This window comes from Pseudomonas sp. SBT1-2, assembly GCF_028640875.1.
Lineage (GTDB): Bacteria > Pseudomonadota > Gammaproteobacteria > Pseudomonadales > Pseudomonadaceae > Aquipseudomonas > Aquipseudomonas chlororaphis_I.
This window is the reverse complement of sequence record NZ_JAQZAA010000070.1, coordinates 39,964-56,270: the sequence shown is the minus strand read 5'-3', so window position 1 is coordinate 56,270 and position 16,307 is coordinate 39,964. Positions and strand designations below refer to the sequence as shown.

Sequence of the window (16,307 nt, the reverse complement as noted above, 5' to 3'; positions counted from 1 at the left end):
CGGGCGTCACGGGGTGAGCACGATCGCACCGTTGAACTGACCGGCCCGCAGATGCTCCAGTGCCTGGTTGGCATCGTCCAGGGCGAAGCAGGTGACGTCGCAGTGAACCGGGGTGTGCTGCAATTCTGCGAAGAACGCGATGCCGTCTTCGCGGGTCAGGTTGGCCACCGAGCGCACGCTGCGTTCGCCCCAGAGCAGTCGATAAGGGAATGCCGGGATGTCGCTCATGTGGATGCCGGCGCAGACCACGCAGCCGCCCTTGGCCGTGACGGCCAGCGCCAGCGGCACCAGCGGGCCGACGGGGGCGAAGATCAGGCTGGCGTCGAGCGGGTGCGGCGGGGGCTGGTCCGAGGGGCCGGCCCAGCTGGCCCCCAGCGACCGGGCATAGTCCTGGCCCGCGTGGTCATCGGGTCGGGTGAAGGCATACACCTGCTGCCCACGCCCCAGCGCCACCTGGATCGCCAGGTGCGCTGCCGCGCCGAAACCGTAGAGGCCCAGGTGCCGTGCGTTGCCAGCCATGCGCAAGGCGCGAAAACCGATCAGCCCGGCACACAGCAACGGTGCGGCCTGGGTGGCCGAGAGCGCTTCGGGAAGCGGCAGGCAGAAACGGGCGTCGGCGAGGGTGTAGTCGGCGTAGCCGCCGTCCAGGTGACAGCCGGTAAATTGCGCCTGGTCGCACAGGTTTTCCCGGCCCGTGCGGCAGAACTCGCATTCGCCGCAGGTCCAGCCGAGCCAGGGCACGCCCACCCGCTGGCCGATCCAGTCCGGCGCGACGTCGGCACCCACCGCGGTCACCTGGCCAACGATTTCGTGGCCCGGCACCCGTGGCAGCACGGCCTGGGGCAACTCGCCATCGACCAGGTGCAGGTCGGTGCGGCAGACGCCGCAGGCCAGGACTTTGATCAGCAGTTGCTGGGGACCGGGTGTCGGGACCGGGCGTTCTTCCCGGCGCAGCGGCTCGCCGGGGATATGCAGGACCATGGCGCGCATGACGGTTTTCCACGCTTCCAGGGATCAGCGCGGGGCTGAACGGTGGCAACCTGCGACCAATTGCTTGAGCCCCTCCATGTTCAGGACCTTGACTTCCCGGCCGGAAATTTCCACCAGCCCCTGGTCCCGCAGGTGCGCGATGCCCCGGCAGATGGTTTCCAGCCTCAGCCCCAGGTAGGAGCCGATCTCCTCGCGGCGCATCTTCAGGATGAAGTCCCTGGACGAGTAGCCACGCTGGCTCAGGCGTTGCGACAGGTTCAGCAGGAAGGCCGCCAGGCGTTCGTCGGAGTTCATGTTGCCCAGCATCATCAGCATGTCGTGATCGCGCACGATCTCGCGGCTGAGGATCCGGTTCAGGTTGTGCTGCAGCGACGGCAGCTCCAGGGCGAGTTTTTCCAGGTGGGCAAAATGGATAGGGCAGACTTCGCTGTCTTCGAGGGCCAGCGCGTTACAGGTGTGCATGTCGCTGCTGATGGCGTCCAGGCCAAGCATTTCGCCCGGCATCTGGAAGCCGGTGACCTGCTCGCGCCCATCGAGTGAAAGCACGCTGGTCTTGAACGAGCCGATACGCACGGCATACAGCGAGCGCAATGGATCGCCGGCGCGATAGAGGGCGGCGCCTTTCCTGACCTTGAACCGTTGCACGATCAGGGTGTCCAGGCGCTCGATTTCGTGCCCGGTCAGGCCAAGCGGCAGGCACAGCTCCAGGACGCTGCAGTTGGCACAGGCAGTCTTGAGATGATGGTTCGGGTGCGTCCGGGCGTCCGGCATGCCATGAGACCCCTCTATCGGTTGCTAAAGCATAGTCTCTGAGTCTTGCCAGGGCGGGCCGTCCGGCTGATGGCAAAAAGCAGACGACGAGTGGGGGAAAACAAGCGCTCCCTCATCGAGCACTGGCAGGACACGCCAGGGGCAGGTGGCCGAGGTCTATCTGCGCGGGGGCGCTTTTTGACGCCTCGCGCGGGGATCTGACATAGATCAGAACCCTGGAGGCGCGCAAGGAGGAGCCTGGGGTAATACTGATGGCGATTCCGCGAAGGCAGCAACGGCTGCCTTCATCAACGGATACCTGACATCGCAGCCCCACCTGTCTGGAGGTCGATCATGAGCCAGTACCAACGGTTGTTGCTGATCATCAACCCGACGCAACGCCATTCCCATGCCATCGCTCACGCCGCAGCCCTGGCCCGGGCCAGCGGTGCGAGCCTGCATATCGCGGCCTTGATGAGGTCGCTGGACACTCTGTGGTTGCTTGAAGAGGGTGACCGCAAACAGGCCCGGGAAAGTTATTTGCAGGACCATCGCGACTGGCTCAAGGCTCAGGTAGAAGACCTGCATGGCCAGGGGCTGGCCGTGACGATGGAGGTGGCATGGGCCGACGACATGCAGCAAGACATCCTCGACCATGTCGTGGAAATGCAGCCCGACCTGTTGATCAAGCAGATAGAGCATGAGCCGCGGCTCAAGCGCGCGTTCTTCACCCCGCTGGACTGGCACTTGCTGCGCCATTGCCCGATACCGGTGTATCTGATTGGCGGCAATGGCGGCGTCTTGCCGCGCAACGTCGTGGCCGCGGTCGAAGTGTCGGATACCAAGTCGGCGGACAACGAACTCAATGACCGGATCATCCATGAGGCTTCCAGCCTCGCCTTGCAGTGCGATGCCGAGCTGCACCTGCTGTACGCCTGCGATATCTCCGCGGCCTTTCTGGAGAATATCGGCGGCGCCGGACTGACCTTGGCGGACCTTACCCGGGAGCTGCGCAAGGATCTGGAAAAATCCTTCCTTGAATTGGCCGAGCGCTTTGGCGTGCCGGCTGACTGTCGACACTTCATCAGGGGGCAACCCGTCTCGGTGTTGAGCGAGTTTGCCCACGCCCAGGAGGTGGATGTGATCGTGATGGGCAGGAACCAGTCGCGCGGGCTGGCCAAGCTAGTGGGCAGCACGATCGAACATATCCTGTACCAGGCGCCTTGCAGCGTTCTGGCGGTCTAGGGGAGGGCGCCAGGGCAGGCGCTGCAGGGCGCGGTCCTGGCCAAGATCAGATACCCCGCATCGCCGATGCCCCATCGGCGGTTGTACGAAGGCTCCGGCAGGAAACCGGGCTTGCAGCAGCGCAGGTGAAGCATTACCAGGACGAGGTGTGCGATGTTGAATATTCAACGTTTATTGCTCATTGCCCCTACCGAGATGACCCGCACCCCGGCGTTCGAGCGGGCGCAGGCGCTGGCCAGCGCTACCGGCGCGATGTTGCACATTGTCGCGTTCGATTACGTCAACGCACTGGCGGTGGCCGGCCTGTTCGACCACGACGCCATGAGCCAGGCCCGGGAAGGTTACCTGCAGGTGCACCGTCACTGGCTCGAGCAGCAGGCACGCTTTCAACGCTGCGAGGGCTTGCGGGTGAGCACTGAAGTGGTCTGGGCCAGGTTGAGCCCGGCCCACGTGCTTGAGTACGTGAGCGACTTCCACCCGGACCTGGTGATCAAGGATATGCAGCCTGTGCCGGCACTCGACCGGGTGTTCCATCGGCCTCTGGACTGGCTGCTGCTGCGTGACTGTCCCGCTCCCTTGCACCTGGTCACCCACGCGGAAAACCCCAGGCCGTTGAAGATCCTCGCCGCCATCGACCTGTCCCACCTGGAGGCCCTGACCCAGGGGCTCAATGCCCGGATCCTCGACCTGGCCGTGACGCTGGCCACTTCCTGCAGGGCGACCTTGCACCTGCTCAATGTCAGCAACTGGTCGGTGGTAGGCGACGCGTTGACGAGTGTGCCGACCTCGAGCCTGGACGACAGCCTGCGGGATGCGGTCAACGATGCCCAGCAAGAGGCCTTCGATCTGCTCGCCGAGCGTTATGGGGTCGAGCAGAAACACCGACATCAGCTGGCCGGCATTCCCCATCAGGTGATCGGCCATTTCGCCCGCAGGAACGCGTTCGACATGGTCGTGCTGGGCACGGTCTACCGTCACGGCGTCGAGGTTTTCGTCGGCAGTACCGCCGAGAGCCTGCTGCACCATCCTCCCTGCAGCCTGATGCTGGTCAAGCCGCCCGCCGGGGCTGGCTGAAAGCGTCTGTCGTCAGCGATGGCTTCTGCCGGATCGTTTCGCCACCTTCAGATTCCGTTAAGAAACACCACCGATACTCCTCCCGAACTTGACCAGGGAGGCATCCATCCATGCCCGATCACGACTGGCACATCCCTCTGCCTCTGCACTTCGGCCAAGCCGAAGCGCCGCCGATGTGCCTTGCCAGGGCCTTGCCGGGCGAGCCTCAGCGTCCGCTCCTCGAAGCCTTTATCCAGCGCCGTTTCCGCAAGGCCCACGGTGCCGACATCCGTCATTTCATGCCGCAGCTGTTTGGCATGCGCAACAACGCATCGGGTGAACTCTGTGCCGTGGCCGGCGTGCGCCTGGCAAGCCACGAGCAACTGTTCCTGGAGCGCTATCTGGACGATCCGATCGAGCCGCTGATCAGCGCAGCAGCCGATCGCGCCGTGGACCGGGCAGGCATCGTCGAGGTCGGCAACCTGGCCGCCAGCGATACGGGCAGTGCACGGCTGAGCATCATCGCCATGACCTACCTGCTGGCCATGGGGGACCTGGAATGGGTGGCGTTCACCGGCAACATCGGGCTGGTGAACAGCTTTCATCGCCTGGGCCTGAAACCCGTGACCCTCTGTGCCGCCGACCCACAGCGGCTGGGCGATGAGCGACACAGCTGGGGCAGCTATTACGAGAGCAAGCCTTGGGTGCACGTTGGCAACATTCGCGCCGGTTTCATTCATCTACGCAACATCGGGATGTTCGATCGCCTCGGGTTGCCGTCGTCTTTTGCAGAGGTCAGCCATGTCGCCTGAAAGGGAGCGCTTCAAGCAGGTTCTGCGTGACCATGCCGAGCACAGGCCCAATGCCATTGCCTTGTGGGGCGATCACCTGAAGCTGGACTACGCCACGCTGTACGCACAAGTGATGCAGCGCCAGCAGCGTTTGCGCGACGAAGGCGCCAAGGTGGTTGCCCTGGCCCTGGACAATGGCGTCGAAGCCATGCTCTGGGACCTGGCCGTGCTGTTCGAAGGCCTGACGTGCGTGCTATTGCCGCCGTTCTTCAGCCCGGCCCAGCGCGCCCATTGCCTGGAACAGAGCCAGGCAGGCTGGGTGATTGCCGAACCGGAACTGGACGCCGAGCTGGAAACGGCCGGCTACAAGCAGGCCGCAACCTTCTGGCGTCGCACCTTCAGTGGCCCGGGCCGGATGTTCGAAGGCACCGCCAAACTGACCTTCACCTCGGGCACCACCGGCACCCCCAAAGGCGTGTGCCTGAGCGCCGAGAGCATTCTACGGGTGGCTCGCGAGCTGGATCAGGCCAGCAAACCGGCGGATCCGCAGCACCACCTTGCGCTTCTGCCGCTGGCGATCCTGTTGGAAAACCTCGGCTGTTATGCCGCCTTGTATGCCGGCGTGACCCTGAGCCTGCCCAGCCAGAAAACCCTGGGCATCCAGGGCGCCAGTGGCGTTGATGTGCCGCGCCTGCTCGGTTGCCTGGCCAGCCGTGCGCCCCAGAGCCTGATCCTGGTGCCGCAGCTGTTGCAGGTGCTGGTCGGCGCCGCCGAACACAAAGCCTTCAATCCCGGCACGCTGCGTTTTGCCGCGGTGGGCGGGGCACGGGTTTCTGCAGCGCTGCTGCAGCGTGCGCAACGCGTCGGCCTGCCGGTCTATGAAGGTTATGGCCTGTCCGAATGCGCATCGGTGGTCTGCCTTAACCGGCCGGAGGCGAACCGCCCCGGCAGTGTCGGCCAGCCGCTGCCCCATGTGCAGGTCCGCCTGGGCGAAGACGGCGAAGTGCTGATCAAGGGGGCGACCTTGCTCGGCTACCTGGGTGAACCGCCGCACACCGATCAATGGTGGCCCAGCGGCGATCTCGGCGAGTTCGACCCCGATGGCTTTCTTTACCTCAAGGGGCGCAAGAAGCATCAGTTCGTCACCAGTTTCGGCCGCAACGTGAACCCGGAATGGGTCGAGGCCGAATTGACCCAGCGCCGCCATATCGCCCAGGCGTTCGTCTATGGCGAAGCCATGCCGCGCAACCATGCGCTGCTCTGGCCCCATCGCCCGGACTGCACCGACGATGAACTGGCCGCCGCCGTGACCGAGGCCAACGAGGCCTTGCCCGATTACGCCCAGGTCCACCACTGGGCCCGGCTGGATCAACCATTCACCTTTGCCAATGGCCTGCTGACCGCCAATGGCCGGCCGCGTCGCGACGCCATCGTCGAGCGTTACCGGGCGCAACTGACCGAATCCCTACCTTGCGAGGAATCCGCATCATGAGTTTTTTTGACCGCCTGCAAGAAGCTACCCACCAGGAACGTAACGAGCTGTTCAACCTGCCGATCATTCTCGACGCCCTGCAGGGCCAGGTCAGCCTGGAAAGCTACCGGGCCTTCCTGGCGCAGGCCTATTACCACGTGCGTCACACCGTGCCCTTGATGATGGCCTGCGGTGCACGCCTGCCGCTGCGCCTGGAGTGGCTGCGCAAAGCGGTGTGCGAGTACATCGAGGATGAATACGGCCATGAACAATGGGTGCTCGATGACATCGAGGCCTGCGGCGGCGACAGGGACGAGGTGCGCAACGGTCGTCCCTCCTTGCCAATCGAATTGATGGTCAGCTTTCTCTACGACCTGATCGCCCGGGACAATCCGGTGGGGCTGTTCGGCATGGTCAATGTGCTCGAGGGCACTAGCATTGCCCTGGCCACCCATGCCGCTGGCAGCATTCGCCAGCGCCTGGGCTTGCCGGAAACGGCCTTCAGCTACCTCAGCTCCCATGGCTCGCTGGATGTCGAGCACATGCAGACTTACCGCCGGCTGATGAACACCCTCGATGATCCGGCCGACCAGGCTGCGGTCATTCATGCGTCCAAGGTGGTCTACAGGCTTTACACCGACATGTTCCGCGGCTTGCCCCGCGGCGGGGAGGCGCTGCATGCGCCTGTCTGACGCTCGCGTAGTACTCACCGGGGCCAGCGGCGGCATTGGCCTGGCGATTGCCGGCGCCCTGTGCGCCAGTGGCGCCAAGGTCCTGGCGGTGGCGCGCCGGCGCGCGCCCCTGGAGCCTTTGCTCGCCCGTTATCCCGACCAGTTGTGCTGGGTGGCGGCGGACCTGACCTTCCTCGCCGACCGGCGCAAAGTGCTGACTGCCGCGCAGGCCATGGGCGGCATCAACCTGCTGATCAATGCCGCCGGGGTCAATCACTTCGCCATGCTCGAACAGCTCGATGACAGCGACATCAATGCGATGCTGGCGGTGAACATCGGTGCGCCGGTCTGCCTGACCAAGACCTTGCTGCCACTGCTCAAGCAAGCCGAGAGCGCGATGGTGGTGAACGTCGGCTCGACCTACGGTTCCATCGGCTACCCCGGTTATGCCGTTTACTGCGCCACCAAGTTTGCCTTGCGCGGGTTTTCCGAAGCCCTGCGCCGGGAGCTGGCAGACACCCGGGTCGGTGTTCTGTATGTCGCGCCACGTGCTACCCACACCAGCATGAACAGCCCGGCGGCCCAGGCCTTGAATGACGCCCTCAAGTCCAATGTCGACGATCCGCAGACCGTCGCCTCGGCCGTGATCCACGCCATCGCCGGTGACCGCCGTGACCTGTACCTGGGCTGGCCGGAGCGCTTTTTCATGCGCCTCAACAGCCTGCTGCCCAATCTGGTGGACCGCGGCCTGCGCAAGCAGCTGCCGTTGATCCGTCGCCTGAGCCAGAAACCTGATAACGAGCATCTCAAACCATGAAAAAACTCATCATTGGTCTGCTGCTGGGGGCCTTGGGCCAGAGCGTCTGGGCGCTGGAGCCCGCTGACCAGCAACGCCTGAACGGTATCCAGCAACGCTGGGCACAGATTCAATACGAACTCCCGGAAGAGCAGCGCAGCGCCGCGTTCGAACAACTGGCCAGCCAAGCCTCCGCGTTCACCCAGGAGCGTCAATCGCTGGCCGAAGCCTGGATCTGGTCCGGCATCGTCACCAGCAGCTGGGCCGGCGCCCAGGGCGGTCTCGGCGCGCTGAGCAAGGCCAAGGCGGCGAAGGGCTACCTGGAAAAAGCCATGACCCTGGACCCCCAGGCCCTGCAAGGCTCGGCCTACACGAGCCTGGCCGCACTGTACGACCGGGTGCCGGGCTGGCCCATCGGCTTCGGTGACGCGGAAAAAGCCGAACAGTTACTCAAGCAGGCCTTGCAGGTGAACCCGAACGGCATCGACAGTCTGTACTTCTGGGGCGATCATCTCTACCGTCAAAAACGCTACGGCGAAGCCCGGGACGCGCTGCAAAAGGCCTTGCGGGCAGCCCCGAGGCCCGGCCGGGAAACCGCCGACGCCGGGCGCCGCAAGGAAATCGAGGCACTGCTGGTGGACGTGAACAAGAAACTCAACTGACAGGAGTCCGTGTGCGCTTACTACTGATTGAGGATGACGTGGCCCTCGGCGAGGGGATCCAGCATGCCCTGGAACGCGAGGGCTACACCGTCGACTGGCTGCAGGATGGGAGCAGCGCCTTGCATTCGCTGCTCAGCGAAACCTTTGACCTGGCCGTGCTCGACCTCGGCCTGCCGCGCATGGACGGCCTGGATGTGCTGCGGCGCCTGCGTGACAGTGGCTGCAACCTCCCGGTGCTGATCCTCACCGCCCGGGATGCCACGGAAGACCGTATCGCCGGGCTCGACGCCGGGGCCGACGACTACCTGATCAAGCCCTTCGACCTGGCCGAACTCAAGGCGCGCCTGCGCGCCTTGCTGCGGCGCAGCGCCGGCCGTGCCCAGATGCTGATCGAGCATGCAGGCATCAGCCTGAACCCCGGGACCCAGCAAGTCAGCTATCTGGGCGAGCCGGTGGCCCTGACCCCCAAGGAATACCAACTGCTCCACGAACTGTTGTCGCCGCCTGGCCGCGTGATCACCCGCGACCACCTGATGCAGTTGCTCTACGGCTGGAGCGAGGAGGCGGAAAGCAACACCCTGGAAGTGCATATCCACCACCTGCGCAAGAAGTTCTCCAGCCATCTGATCCGGACCGTCCGGGGCGTCGGTTACCTGGTGGAAGGGCGCCCATGACCTCCATCAGGCGTCGTACCCTGAGGTTGATCCTCGGGCTGTTGTTCCTTGGCCTGCTGATCATGACCGTGCTCAATCTGCACGACAGCAATCATGAAATAGACGAGGTCTACGACGCCCAGCTGGCGCAGAACGCTCGCCTGCTGCAAGGGATCATGCGCATGCCGATGGCCAGCAAGGAGCACGCCGAGCTGTATCAGGCGTTCAACCAGGCGCTGGGCCAGGCAGCCCCCAAAGTCGATGGCCACCCCTATGAAAGCAAGATCGCGTTCCAGGTCTGGAACGCCCAGGGCGAGCTGTTGGTCCACACCTTGAGCGCGCCGGCCTTTGCCGCGGCGTCGGCCGCGCCCGGCTTCAGTGACGTGACCGATCCAAGTAGCCATAAATGGCGGGCATTCACCCTGGATGACACGCAATACGGCCTGAAGATATGGGTCGGTGAGCGGGACGATGTGCGTGCCGACCTGGTGGATCGGATTGTTCGTCACACCGTTGTCCCTAATCTGCTTGGCGCCCTGATGCTCGCCGCGGTGATCTGGCTGGCAATCGGCTGGGGCTTGAAACCGCTGGAGGATATGGCGGCGACGCTGCGCGCGAGGCATCCCGGCTCTCTCGAACCGTTGCAGTTGATGCCACTGCCCACCGAGCTTGAGCCCATGCAGGCGGCACTCAACCGGGTGCTGGCACAGATCCAGGAAGTCATGGGCCGTGAACGGCGTTTTATCGCTGACGCCGCCCATGAAATGCGCACGCCATTGGCGGTGCTCAGGGTGCATGCGCAGAACCTGATGGAGGAGGGGAGCGAGGAGGATCGCCGTGAATCGCTCGAGCATTTGATTGCCGGCGTGGACCGCACCACCCGGCTGGTCAATCAGTTGCTGACGATGGCTCGTATCGAGCCGCAAACGGACACTCAGGCGGCCCCCAGCATCGATCTGGCGGCGACGGTTCGCGACAGCCTGGTCCAGCTGACGCCCTGGTTGTTGGACCAGGGGCTCGAACTGGCTTTCGATGTCGACGAAGACATCGGCCGGGTCAGGGTCAACGCGGCCGCCATCGATATCGCCCTGAACAACCTGGTGACCAACGCGGCAAACTTTTCGCCACCCCACGGGCTGATCAGGGTGCGACTGGCGAAGCAACAGGATCACTACGAACTGTCCGTCGAAGACCAGGGGCCGGGAATCGATGAGGCTGAACGCGAGCGGCTCTTCGAACGTTTCTATAGCCGCGGAAACGCTCAGGGAGCAGGGTTGGGGCTGACTATCGTGCAGGCCATCGCAGCGCGCCTGGGCGGGCAGATCAGGCTGGAGAATAGCCACGCTGGCGGGCTGCGGGCGACGTTGGAGATTCGTCGCTTTTAATGCAGCCAGGGCCCACGACGCCAACCGAAGCTCGATGAGCTTCGTTGCATTGCGCAGGTACGACGAATCCGTCATGCAGGGCGGTCGGGATACTTCCTGTTGCCATCGGGTAGGCCCGTATGTTCCTGGTCATTGCCAGCGTCGCCGGGGTGATGGCCACAGCCACTGTCATGTTCAGCCCTGTCAGCGTGTCCATGTCTGCCATGCCCACGATGCATGAAGACATGCATCAGGGGGCAGGCCAGGAGCAGCAGGAATGGCAGATACGGCACGACATGGGCCCTGTGCTCGGTGAACAGGAAATAACCGACGATGGCAAGGAAGCCTAAAAAGTACCCGTTGATACCTCTTGCGCGATGCTGGGGCACGTTATGTTGATTCATGACAGCACTCCTGAGGGAGCTGGAGGGATGGTTCTGACGCAAGACCTCTGGACCCACACCACTCACCAGGAGGCAGATTGCAAGAACTTCGCGCTTCATGATCCGGGCTCCTGGCTCAAGCCAATACGGGCACGTTTGAGCAGCGCGGAGTTGGCAATCACCGACAACGAGCTGAGTGCCATGGCGGCGGCAGCGATGATGGGATTGAGCAGGCCAAAGGCTGCGATGGGAATGCCGACGCTGTTGTAGATGAACGCCCAGAACAGGTTCTGTTTAATCTTGACCATGGTCGCGCGCGACAGCTTGATCGCCGTGACCACGTCACGCACATCGTTCTTGAGCAAGATGATGCCGCCGGTTTCCTTGGCGACATCCGAACCCGAGCCGATGGCGATGCCGATGTCGGCGGTGGCCAGGGCCGGCGCATCGTTGACACCATCGCCAACCATGGCCACGACCTGCCCATCGCTTTGCAATTGACGGATCACGGCGGCCTTGTCATCCGGCAAGACCTCGGCGATCACCCGCCCGATGCCGACCTGGCGCGCGACCGCTTCGGCGGTACGGTGGTTATCGCCACTCAGTAGCACGACCTTGATGCCGCTTGCCTGCAATGCCGCAACGGCTTCAGCCGCTTCGGGCTTGATGGTATCGGCCACGGCAATCACCCCGAGCAGGCGTTCATCGGCACCGACCAGCATGGAGGTCTTGCCATCGGCTTCCAGGCGGATGAGGTGCTCTTCGGCCGCTTCGGTCGAAATGCCTTGGCGGGCGCACAATCGCCGGTTGCCCAGCCAGATGTGTTGATTGTCGACACGGCCTTCGATGCCGTGGCCGGCGATCCCCTGGATGCCGGTGGCTTGCGGCAAGCGGATGCCACGATGCCGGGCGGCGCGCACTATCGCTGCGCCGAGTGGATGTTCCGAACCGGACTCCACGGCGGCGGCGAGCATCAAGACCTCGTTTTCCTGTGCGGTCCCCAGCGTGATGACTTCGGTTACATTCGGTTCGCCTCGGGTAATGGTGCCGGTTTTGTCGAACACCACCGTCCGCAGTTTTTCTGCCCGCTCCAAGACTTCGCCGCCGCGGATAAGGATGCCGTTATCGGCCCCCTTGCCCACACCGACCATTAATGCGGCCGGCGTCGCCACGCCCAGCGCGCAGGGGCAGGAAATGATCAGAACCGCGATAAAGGCCAATAATCCCTGGGCAAAGTTTCCCGCAAGGGACCAGCCGATCAGGGCCAGCATCGCGACTGCCAGCACTGCGGGCACGAAGTAGGCGGTGACCTGATCGGCCAGCCGCTGGATCTGTGCCGTGCTGGCCTGCGCCTCCTCGACCATCTTGATAATCTGCGCCAGCGCGGTGTCGGCACCGATCCTGCTCGCCTTGAAACGCAATACCCCGCTGCCATTGAGCGTGCCTCCGATCAGCGGACTGCCCGGGTGCTTGTCGACGGGCATCGACTCGCCGGTCAGCATGGACTCATCCACCGTGGACTGGCCTTCACTCACGTCGCCATCGGTAGGGATTTTTTCGCCTGGCTTGACTATCAGCAACTCGCCGGCCATGACGCTCTCGGCAGGCAGGTCGACTTCTTGCCCGTCACGCATCACATGGGCGATCGCCGGTTTGAGATCGAGCAAGCGCCGTACCGCGGCAGAGGACTTCTTCTTGATGATCTCCTCCATGTACCTGCCCAGCAGCACGAAGGCGATGATGACCGCCGACACCTCGAAATAGACGTCGCGCTCGGCCACCTTGACTGGCAGCACGTCCGGGAAGAACAACACCACGACGCTGTAGAAATAGGCGACTGAGGTGCCGAGGGCGATCAGAAAATCCATGTTGATGTTACGGGTGCGAACGGCGTTCCACGCCCCCTTGTAGAAACTCCAGCCACCGATGAACTGCACCGGTGTGACCAGCAGGAATAGCCAGATGCCCCATGTGAACCAGGGGAGCGCCGGGATCGGCACCCACGTCAGCAGCGTGGCGCCCGCCGCCAGTGCAATGAAGGCGCCTGCACGCAGCAGCGCCAAGGCCAGAACCCCGGTCAGGGCGATAGTGACCCGGGTTTTCATCGCCTTCAGTTCACGTTCTGGCGACTCGAAGGTGCGCAGGCAGGTATCGCTGCAAAAGTAATAGCGGCGCCCGCCACGTTCTCGTGACAAGGCTGTGGTCTTGTCCACCATCATTCCGCAGATCGGATCCTTCGCCATGGTTTCTGACGCGAGCGCCTGCCGATGGTGGCTGTGCTGCATGTGCGACGGGTTCATCGCGGCCTCCTGCTCGAAGCGGTTATCAGGGCCGGCCATGGAGCTTGTTGGACAGCCACGCGAACACGGTGCCGACGATTGCGCCCCACGCACTCAAGACCAGCAGCGGCCCGACGAACGTCGTCACGCTGTAGTCCCGTGGCGCCTGGAGGCGAGCAAAGTCGAGGCCATGGAACAAGGCACTGAGAAAAGCGACACCCTGCGCCGGCCACAGCGCATAGAGCAGCGCACAAAGGGTGTAGGAAATGGCCATGGTCAGGGCCAGAGAAATGCCGGTTTTCCAGGGAGCGTTCATGACTGTTCTCCTGGGCCCGGAGGGGCACCAGTAGGGGGGCTGTGAGGGGTTGTCCAGGGCAGGAATGCCGGCGTCTGTTGCGAGTAAGTGCGGTAGGTATCGCCGAAATGCGCAAGCATCTCCTGTTCTTCCCGCTTCGCCAGCCTGGCGTAGACCACCAGGAGGATTGGAAACATCACCAGGGTGATCAAGGTAGGCCACTGCAACAGAAAGCCGAACATAATCAGCACGAAGCCGACGTACTGCGGGTGACGGATCCGCGCATAGGGCCCGTCGAGGGCCAGTTGCCCGGTACTTTGGGCCGTGTAGAGCACACGCCAGGCGGCCGCCAATAACCAGAAGCCGCCGGCGATCAGCAAGTTGCTGAGAATGTGGAATGGCCCCCAGTGCGGATTGACCTTCCAGCCCATGACCATTTCCAGCAAATGCCCGGCATCGTGCGAAAGGAAGTCGATGCCAGGGAAGTTGCGCGTGAGCCAGGGCATCAGCAGGTAGATCGTCAGCGGAAACCCGTACATTTCGCTAAACAGCGCCACCAGGAACGCCGAGAACATGCCAAAGGAGCGCCAATCGCGGTTCGTCCTGGGCCGGGTGAAGCTGAAGGCGAACAAGATGAACACTAATGAATTGATAATGACCAGCGACCAGAGGCCGTAGGCCGGTTCAGCATGATTCATGGTTGGCGCTCCTCACTTGCCAGGTGTGTTTGCCGTTCATGCCTTTACTGATGATCGCCGTGGCGTGGGGCATGAACAGCTGCACAAGTGGGCAGTCAGTGTCGGCTCGGCCAGTGACTTCGCCTTGCCGGATTCTTGGCGACACACATCAGGTTCATTTCTTCATTGGCATATCCATCATCGACGACTGTTGCTCCATCATCTGCATCATCATGTCCATCATGCCTTTGCCTGCGCCGTCCTTGGCTCCGGACATCCCCATGCACCCCATGGAGCTCTGCTCCTTGCTCATCATGGCCATGCCGTTCTTCAGCGCTTTCATGCCTTCCTGCAGGGCGGCCTGGCGCTCGGCAGGCGTTTTAGCCGCCGCGGCCTTGTCATGGGCAGCCTGCATTTTCTCCATCTGCTCGGTCATGGCGCCAGTCATGGCCGTTGGCGCCGGTGCCGTGCTCTGGATTGCTCCGCCTGGAGCATCGGCCGGGTGATGCGCGTCCTCGGCAGAGGCCATGAGTGCTCCGCCAGCCAAGACGGCAGCCAGGACGAATGTTGAATGTTTATGCATGATGAACTCCTGAGTTCGTGGGGGAATAAGCAGGAATGACAGAGGCACGAAAAGCGGCGCAGCAGAACGGAGCGACCCGTGCTCTGCCAGTTTGAAAACAGGGGGGCTAATCGTTGAAGCGGACGAAAGCCAGGCGGGCCGGTTCTTTCGGCGGGGCAGGGCGCTTCAGTGCAAGGGCGGCAAAGGAGAAATCCTTCACGGGATCGAGCACCAGTATGACTGCCGCAGTTAACAGCAAGAGGGCGGCCCACTGGAGGGCGTCCAATGCTGGATGCTGCAATGCAGGTTTTATCGCCGTGACAGTGTCCTCACAGCTTTGCAGACAACCACTGGCGTGGAGGGCATGATCATCCGCCACCTGCTGCTCGGCATAATGTGGCGCGGCTATCTCGTGATTCGGTTGCACCAGGCAACCCTGGATGGCCATCACGCCCATGGCTAACACCCACACCACGAGGGTGAGGTGCAACAGGCGTTGGCGATGACGGCGGAACCAGGACATGAAGTACAACCTCGACTGATGGTGTCGTATTGATTTCAGTCTAGCCAGCAAGGCAATGGAGAGTTTGATCAAAATCAAACTTCAGTAACAGGGTGTGCGCGATCGACCGAAGAATACCCGCGGTTTCTGAAGCGCGAGATTGCAGCGATCTGTGTTGAAGGCCAGTGCAGGCATATTCAGTTGGCATCGAAGCGCTTCGCCCATTGCTGCTCGCGGGCATGATTCACCAGCAGGTCTACGAAGACACGCGTCTTGGCCGGCAGCAGCTTCTGGCCAGCGAAGTACAGTGAGATAGGCCCCGCGTCGACATGCCAGCCCGGCAGTATCCGTTCAAGGGCGCCACTTTCCAGCGGGCCAAGCACATCGGGAATCGCCAGCAGCGCGACCCCCAATCCCATGAGAGCGCTCTGGCAAAGTGCTTGAGGGTCGTTGACCAACAACCGTGGGCGCAATTCCAGTGCCGCCCGCTGCTCCTTGGGGCCTTGAAGTGTCCAACTGCGGACCTTGCCGCTTTGTAGCGAGCGCATGGCCAGATGCTCGAGGTCATTCAACTGCTCAGGACGACGTACAAGAGGGTGCCTGGACAGGTAGTCCGGCGCGGCTACGAGAACCAGATGCGCCGGCGCCAGATCCCTGGCGACCACTCCGGGCGAAAGTTCGATCCCACCTCCGATGGCAACGTCAAATCCATCGGCGATAAGTTCCACCTGGCGATTGTCGAAGTGCCACTCAGGAACCACGGCCGGATATCGCTTCATGAACTGCGGCATCAACGGCAGCAGGTAGTCACGGCCAAAAGCGGGTGCCGCGGAAATACGCAGCACTCCAGCCGGTTCTCCGGCGTGACGGGTCACATCGGCAATCGCAGCCTGGACAGTCTCCAGCCCACCCTCGAGATTGCCGAGAAAGCGCTCCCCAGCCTCGGTCAGGGCCAGTCGGCGCGTACTGCGTTGAAACAGCCGTACCCCCAGGTTGGCCTCCAGTTGGGCGACATTCCTGCTCACTGCAGCGGGCGTGATACCCAGGCGCCGTGCGGCGGCAGAGAAACTGCCTGCCTCTGCGCTGCGAACAAAGGATTGCAGATTGGCCAGGGTCTCCATGATCGATACCTTCAAGTAAACGTTGAAAGTGATTCTAGCCAC

General features: G+C 63.0%; 18 protein-coding genes and 1 pseudogene. 10 read left to right on the top strand and 9 right to left on the bottom strand.

Annotation, left to right across the window (positions count from 1 at the left end):
- Nucleotides 1-6: 6 nt before the first annotated feature.
- Nucleotides 7-990: a zinc-dependent alcohol dehydrogenase family protein gene (locus PVZ78_RS11715; RefSeq protein ID WP_028683962.1), complete on the bottom strand. Its 984-nt coding sequence runs from the start codon at nt 988-990 to the stop codon at nt 7-9.
- Between the two features lie 24 nt (nt 991-1,014).
- Nucleotides 1,015-1,761 carry a fumarate/nitrate reduction transcriptional regulator Fnr gene (gene fnr, locus PVZ78_RS11710; protein ID WP_009049010.1) on the bottom strand — a complete coding sequence of 249 codons (747 nt, stop codon included), beginning with the start codon at nt 1,759-1,761 and terminating at the stop codon, nt 1,015-1,017.
- Between the two features lie 333 nt (nt 1,762-2,094).
- Between fnr and PVZ78_RS11705 the strand changes: the two genes are divergently transcribed.
- The 10 genes from PVZ78_RS11705 (at nt 2,095) to PVZ78_RS31805 (ending at nt 10,796) form a co-directional block, all read left to right on the top strand.
- A complete protein-coding gene (locus PVZ78_RS11705; RefSeq protein ID WP_257373785.1) occupies nt 2,095-2,985 on the top strand; it encodes a universal stress protein in 891 nt (296 codons plus the stop codon).
- A 153-nt stretch (nt 2,986-3,138) separates the two neighbouring features.
- Nucleotides 3,139-4,059 carry a universal stress protein gene (locus PVZ78_RS11700; protein ID WP_009049012.1) on the top strand — a complete coding sequence of 307 codons (921 nt, stop codon included), beginning with the start codon at nt 3,139-3,141 and terminating at the stop codon, nt 4,057-4,059.
- A gap of 110 nt (nt 4,060-4,169) precedes the next feature.
- Entirely contained in the window at nt 4,170-4,850 is a 681-nt protein-coding gene (locus PVZ78_RS11695; protein ID WP_009049013.1) for a thermostable hemolysin, read from the top strand.
- On the top strand, nt 4,840-6,321 hold the full coding sequence (locus tag PVZ78_RS11690) for an AMP-binding protein (protein WP_273828717.1): 1,482 nt from the start codon (nt 4,840-4,842) through the stop codon (nt 6,319-6,321). Before PVZ78_RS11695 ends, PVZ78_RS11690 begins: the two co-directional genes overlap by 11 nt.
- Entirely contained in the window at nt 6,318-6,992 is a 675-nt protein-coding gene (locus PVZ78_RS11685; protein WP_273828716.1) for a TenA family transcriptional regulator, read from the top strand. The genes PVZ78_RS11690 and PVZ78_RS11685 overlap by 4 nt, the downstream gene beginning before the upstream one ends.
- The gene (locus PVZ78_RS11680) at nt 6,979-7,788 is read left to right on the top strand and encodes an SDR family oxidoreductase (RefSeq protein ID WP_273828715.1); all 810 of its coding nucleotides are present in this window, start codon (nt 6,979-6,981) and stop codon (nt 7,786-7,788) included. Before PVZ78_RS11685 ends, PVZ78_RS11680 begins: the two co-directional genes overlap by 14 nt.
- Complete coding sequence (locus PVZ78_RS11675) at nt 7,785-8,429, top strand: tetratricopeptide repeat protein (protein ID WP_038632401.1); 645 nt, start codon at nt 7,785-7,787, stop codon at nt 8,427-8,429. The genes PVZ78_RS11680 and PVZ78_RS11675 overlap by 4 nt, the downstream gene beginning before the upstream one ends.
- A gap of 11 nt (nt 8,430-8,440) precedes the next feature.
- The gene (locus tag PVZ78_RS11670) at nt 8,441-9,103 is read left to right on the top strand and encodes a response regulator (RefSeq protein ID WP_009049018.1); all 663 of its coding nucleotides are present in this window, start codon (nt 8,441-8,443) and stop codon (nt 9,101-9,103) included.
- Nucleotides 9,100-10,467: a sensor histidine kinase gene (locus PVZ78_RS11665; RefSeq protein ID WP_038632403.1), complete on the top strand. Its 1,368-nt coding sequence runs from the start codon at nt 9,100-9,102 to the stop codon at nt 10,465-10,467. Before PVZ78_RS11670 ends, PVZ78_RS11665 begins: the two co-directional genes overlap by 4 nt.
- Before the next feature lie 119 nt (nt 10,468-10,586).
- Nucleotides 10,587-10,796: a hypothetical protein gene (locus tag PVZ78_RS31805; RefSeq protein ID WP_443218356.1), complete on the top strand. Its 210-nt coding sequence runs from the start codon at nt 10,587-10,589 to the stop codon at nt 10,794-10,796.
- Here the strand turns inward: PVZ78_RS31805 and PVZ78_RS31800 are convergent.
- The 7 genes and pseudogenes from PVZ78_RS31800 to PVZ78_RS11630 all read right to left on the bottom strand — a co-directional run.
- Nucleotides 10,707-10,949 (bottom strand): annotated as a pseudogene (locus PVZ78_RS31800) (DUF2933 domain-containing protein); the annotation flags it as partial. The gene PVZ78_RS31805 and the pseudogene PVZ78_RS31800 sit on opposite strands and share 90 nt — an antisense overlap.
- Entirely contained in the window at nt 10,946-13,129 is a 2,184-nt protein-coding gene (locus tag PVZ78_RS11655) for a heavy metal translocating P-type ATPase (protein WP_273828713.1), read from the bottom strand. The gene PVZ78_RS11655 and the pseudogene PVZ78_RS31800, both read right to left, overlap by 4 nt.
- A 25-nt stretch (nt 13,130-13,154) precedes the next feature.
- A complete protein-coding gene (locus tag PVZ78_RS11650; protein ID WP_009049021.1) occupies nt 13,155-13,424 on the bottom strand; it encodes a DUF5676 family membrane protein in 270 nt (89 codons plus the stop codon).
- Nucleotides 13,421-14,101, bottom strand: coding sequence for a methyltransferase family protein (locus PVZ78_RS11645; protein ID WP_009049022.1), 681 nt, complete (start codon nt 14,099-14,101; stop codon nt 13,421-13,423). Before PVZ78_RS11645 ends, PVZ78_RS11650 begins: the two co-directional genes overlap by 4 nt.
- 154 nt (nt 14,102-14,255) lie before the next feature.
- Complete coding sequence (locus PVZ78_RS11640) at nt 14,256-14,663, bottom strand: hypothetical protein (protein WP_028683977.1); 408 nt, start codon at nt 14,661-14,663, stop codon at nt 14,256-14,258.
- A gap of 106 nt (nt 14,664-14,769) precedes the next feature.
- A complete protein-coding gene (locus PVZ78_RS11635; protein WP_028683978.1) occupies nt 14,770-15,165 on the bottom strand; it encodes a hypothetical protein in 396 nt (131 codons plus the stop codon).
- A gap of 176 nt (nt 15,166-15,341) precedes the next feature.
- The gene (locus tag PVZ78_RS11630) at nt 15,342-16,265 is read right to left on the bottom strand and encodes a LysR family transcriptional regulator (RefSeq protein ID WP_009049025.1); all 924 of its coding nucleotides are present in this window, start codon (nt 16,263-16,265) and stop codon (nt 15,342-15,344) included.
- Nucleotides 16,266-16,307 lie beyond the last annotated feature (42 nt).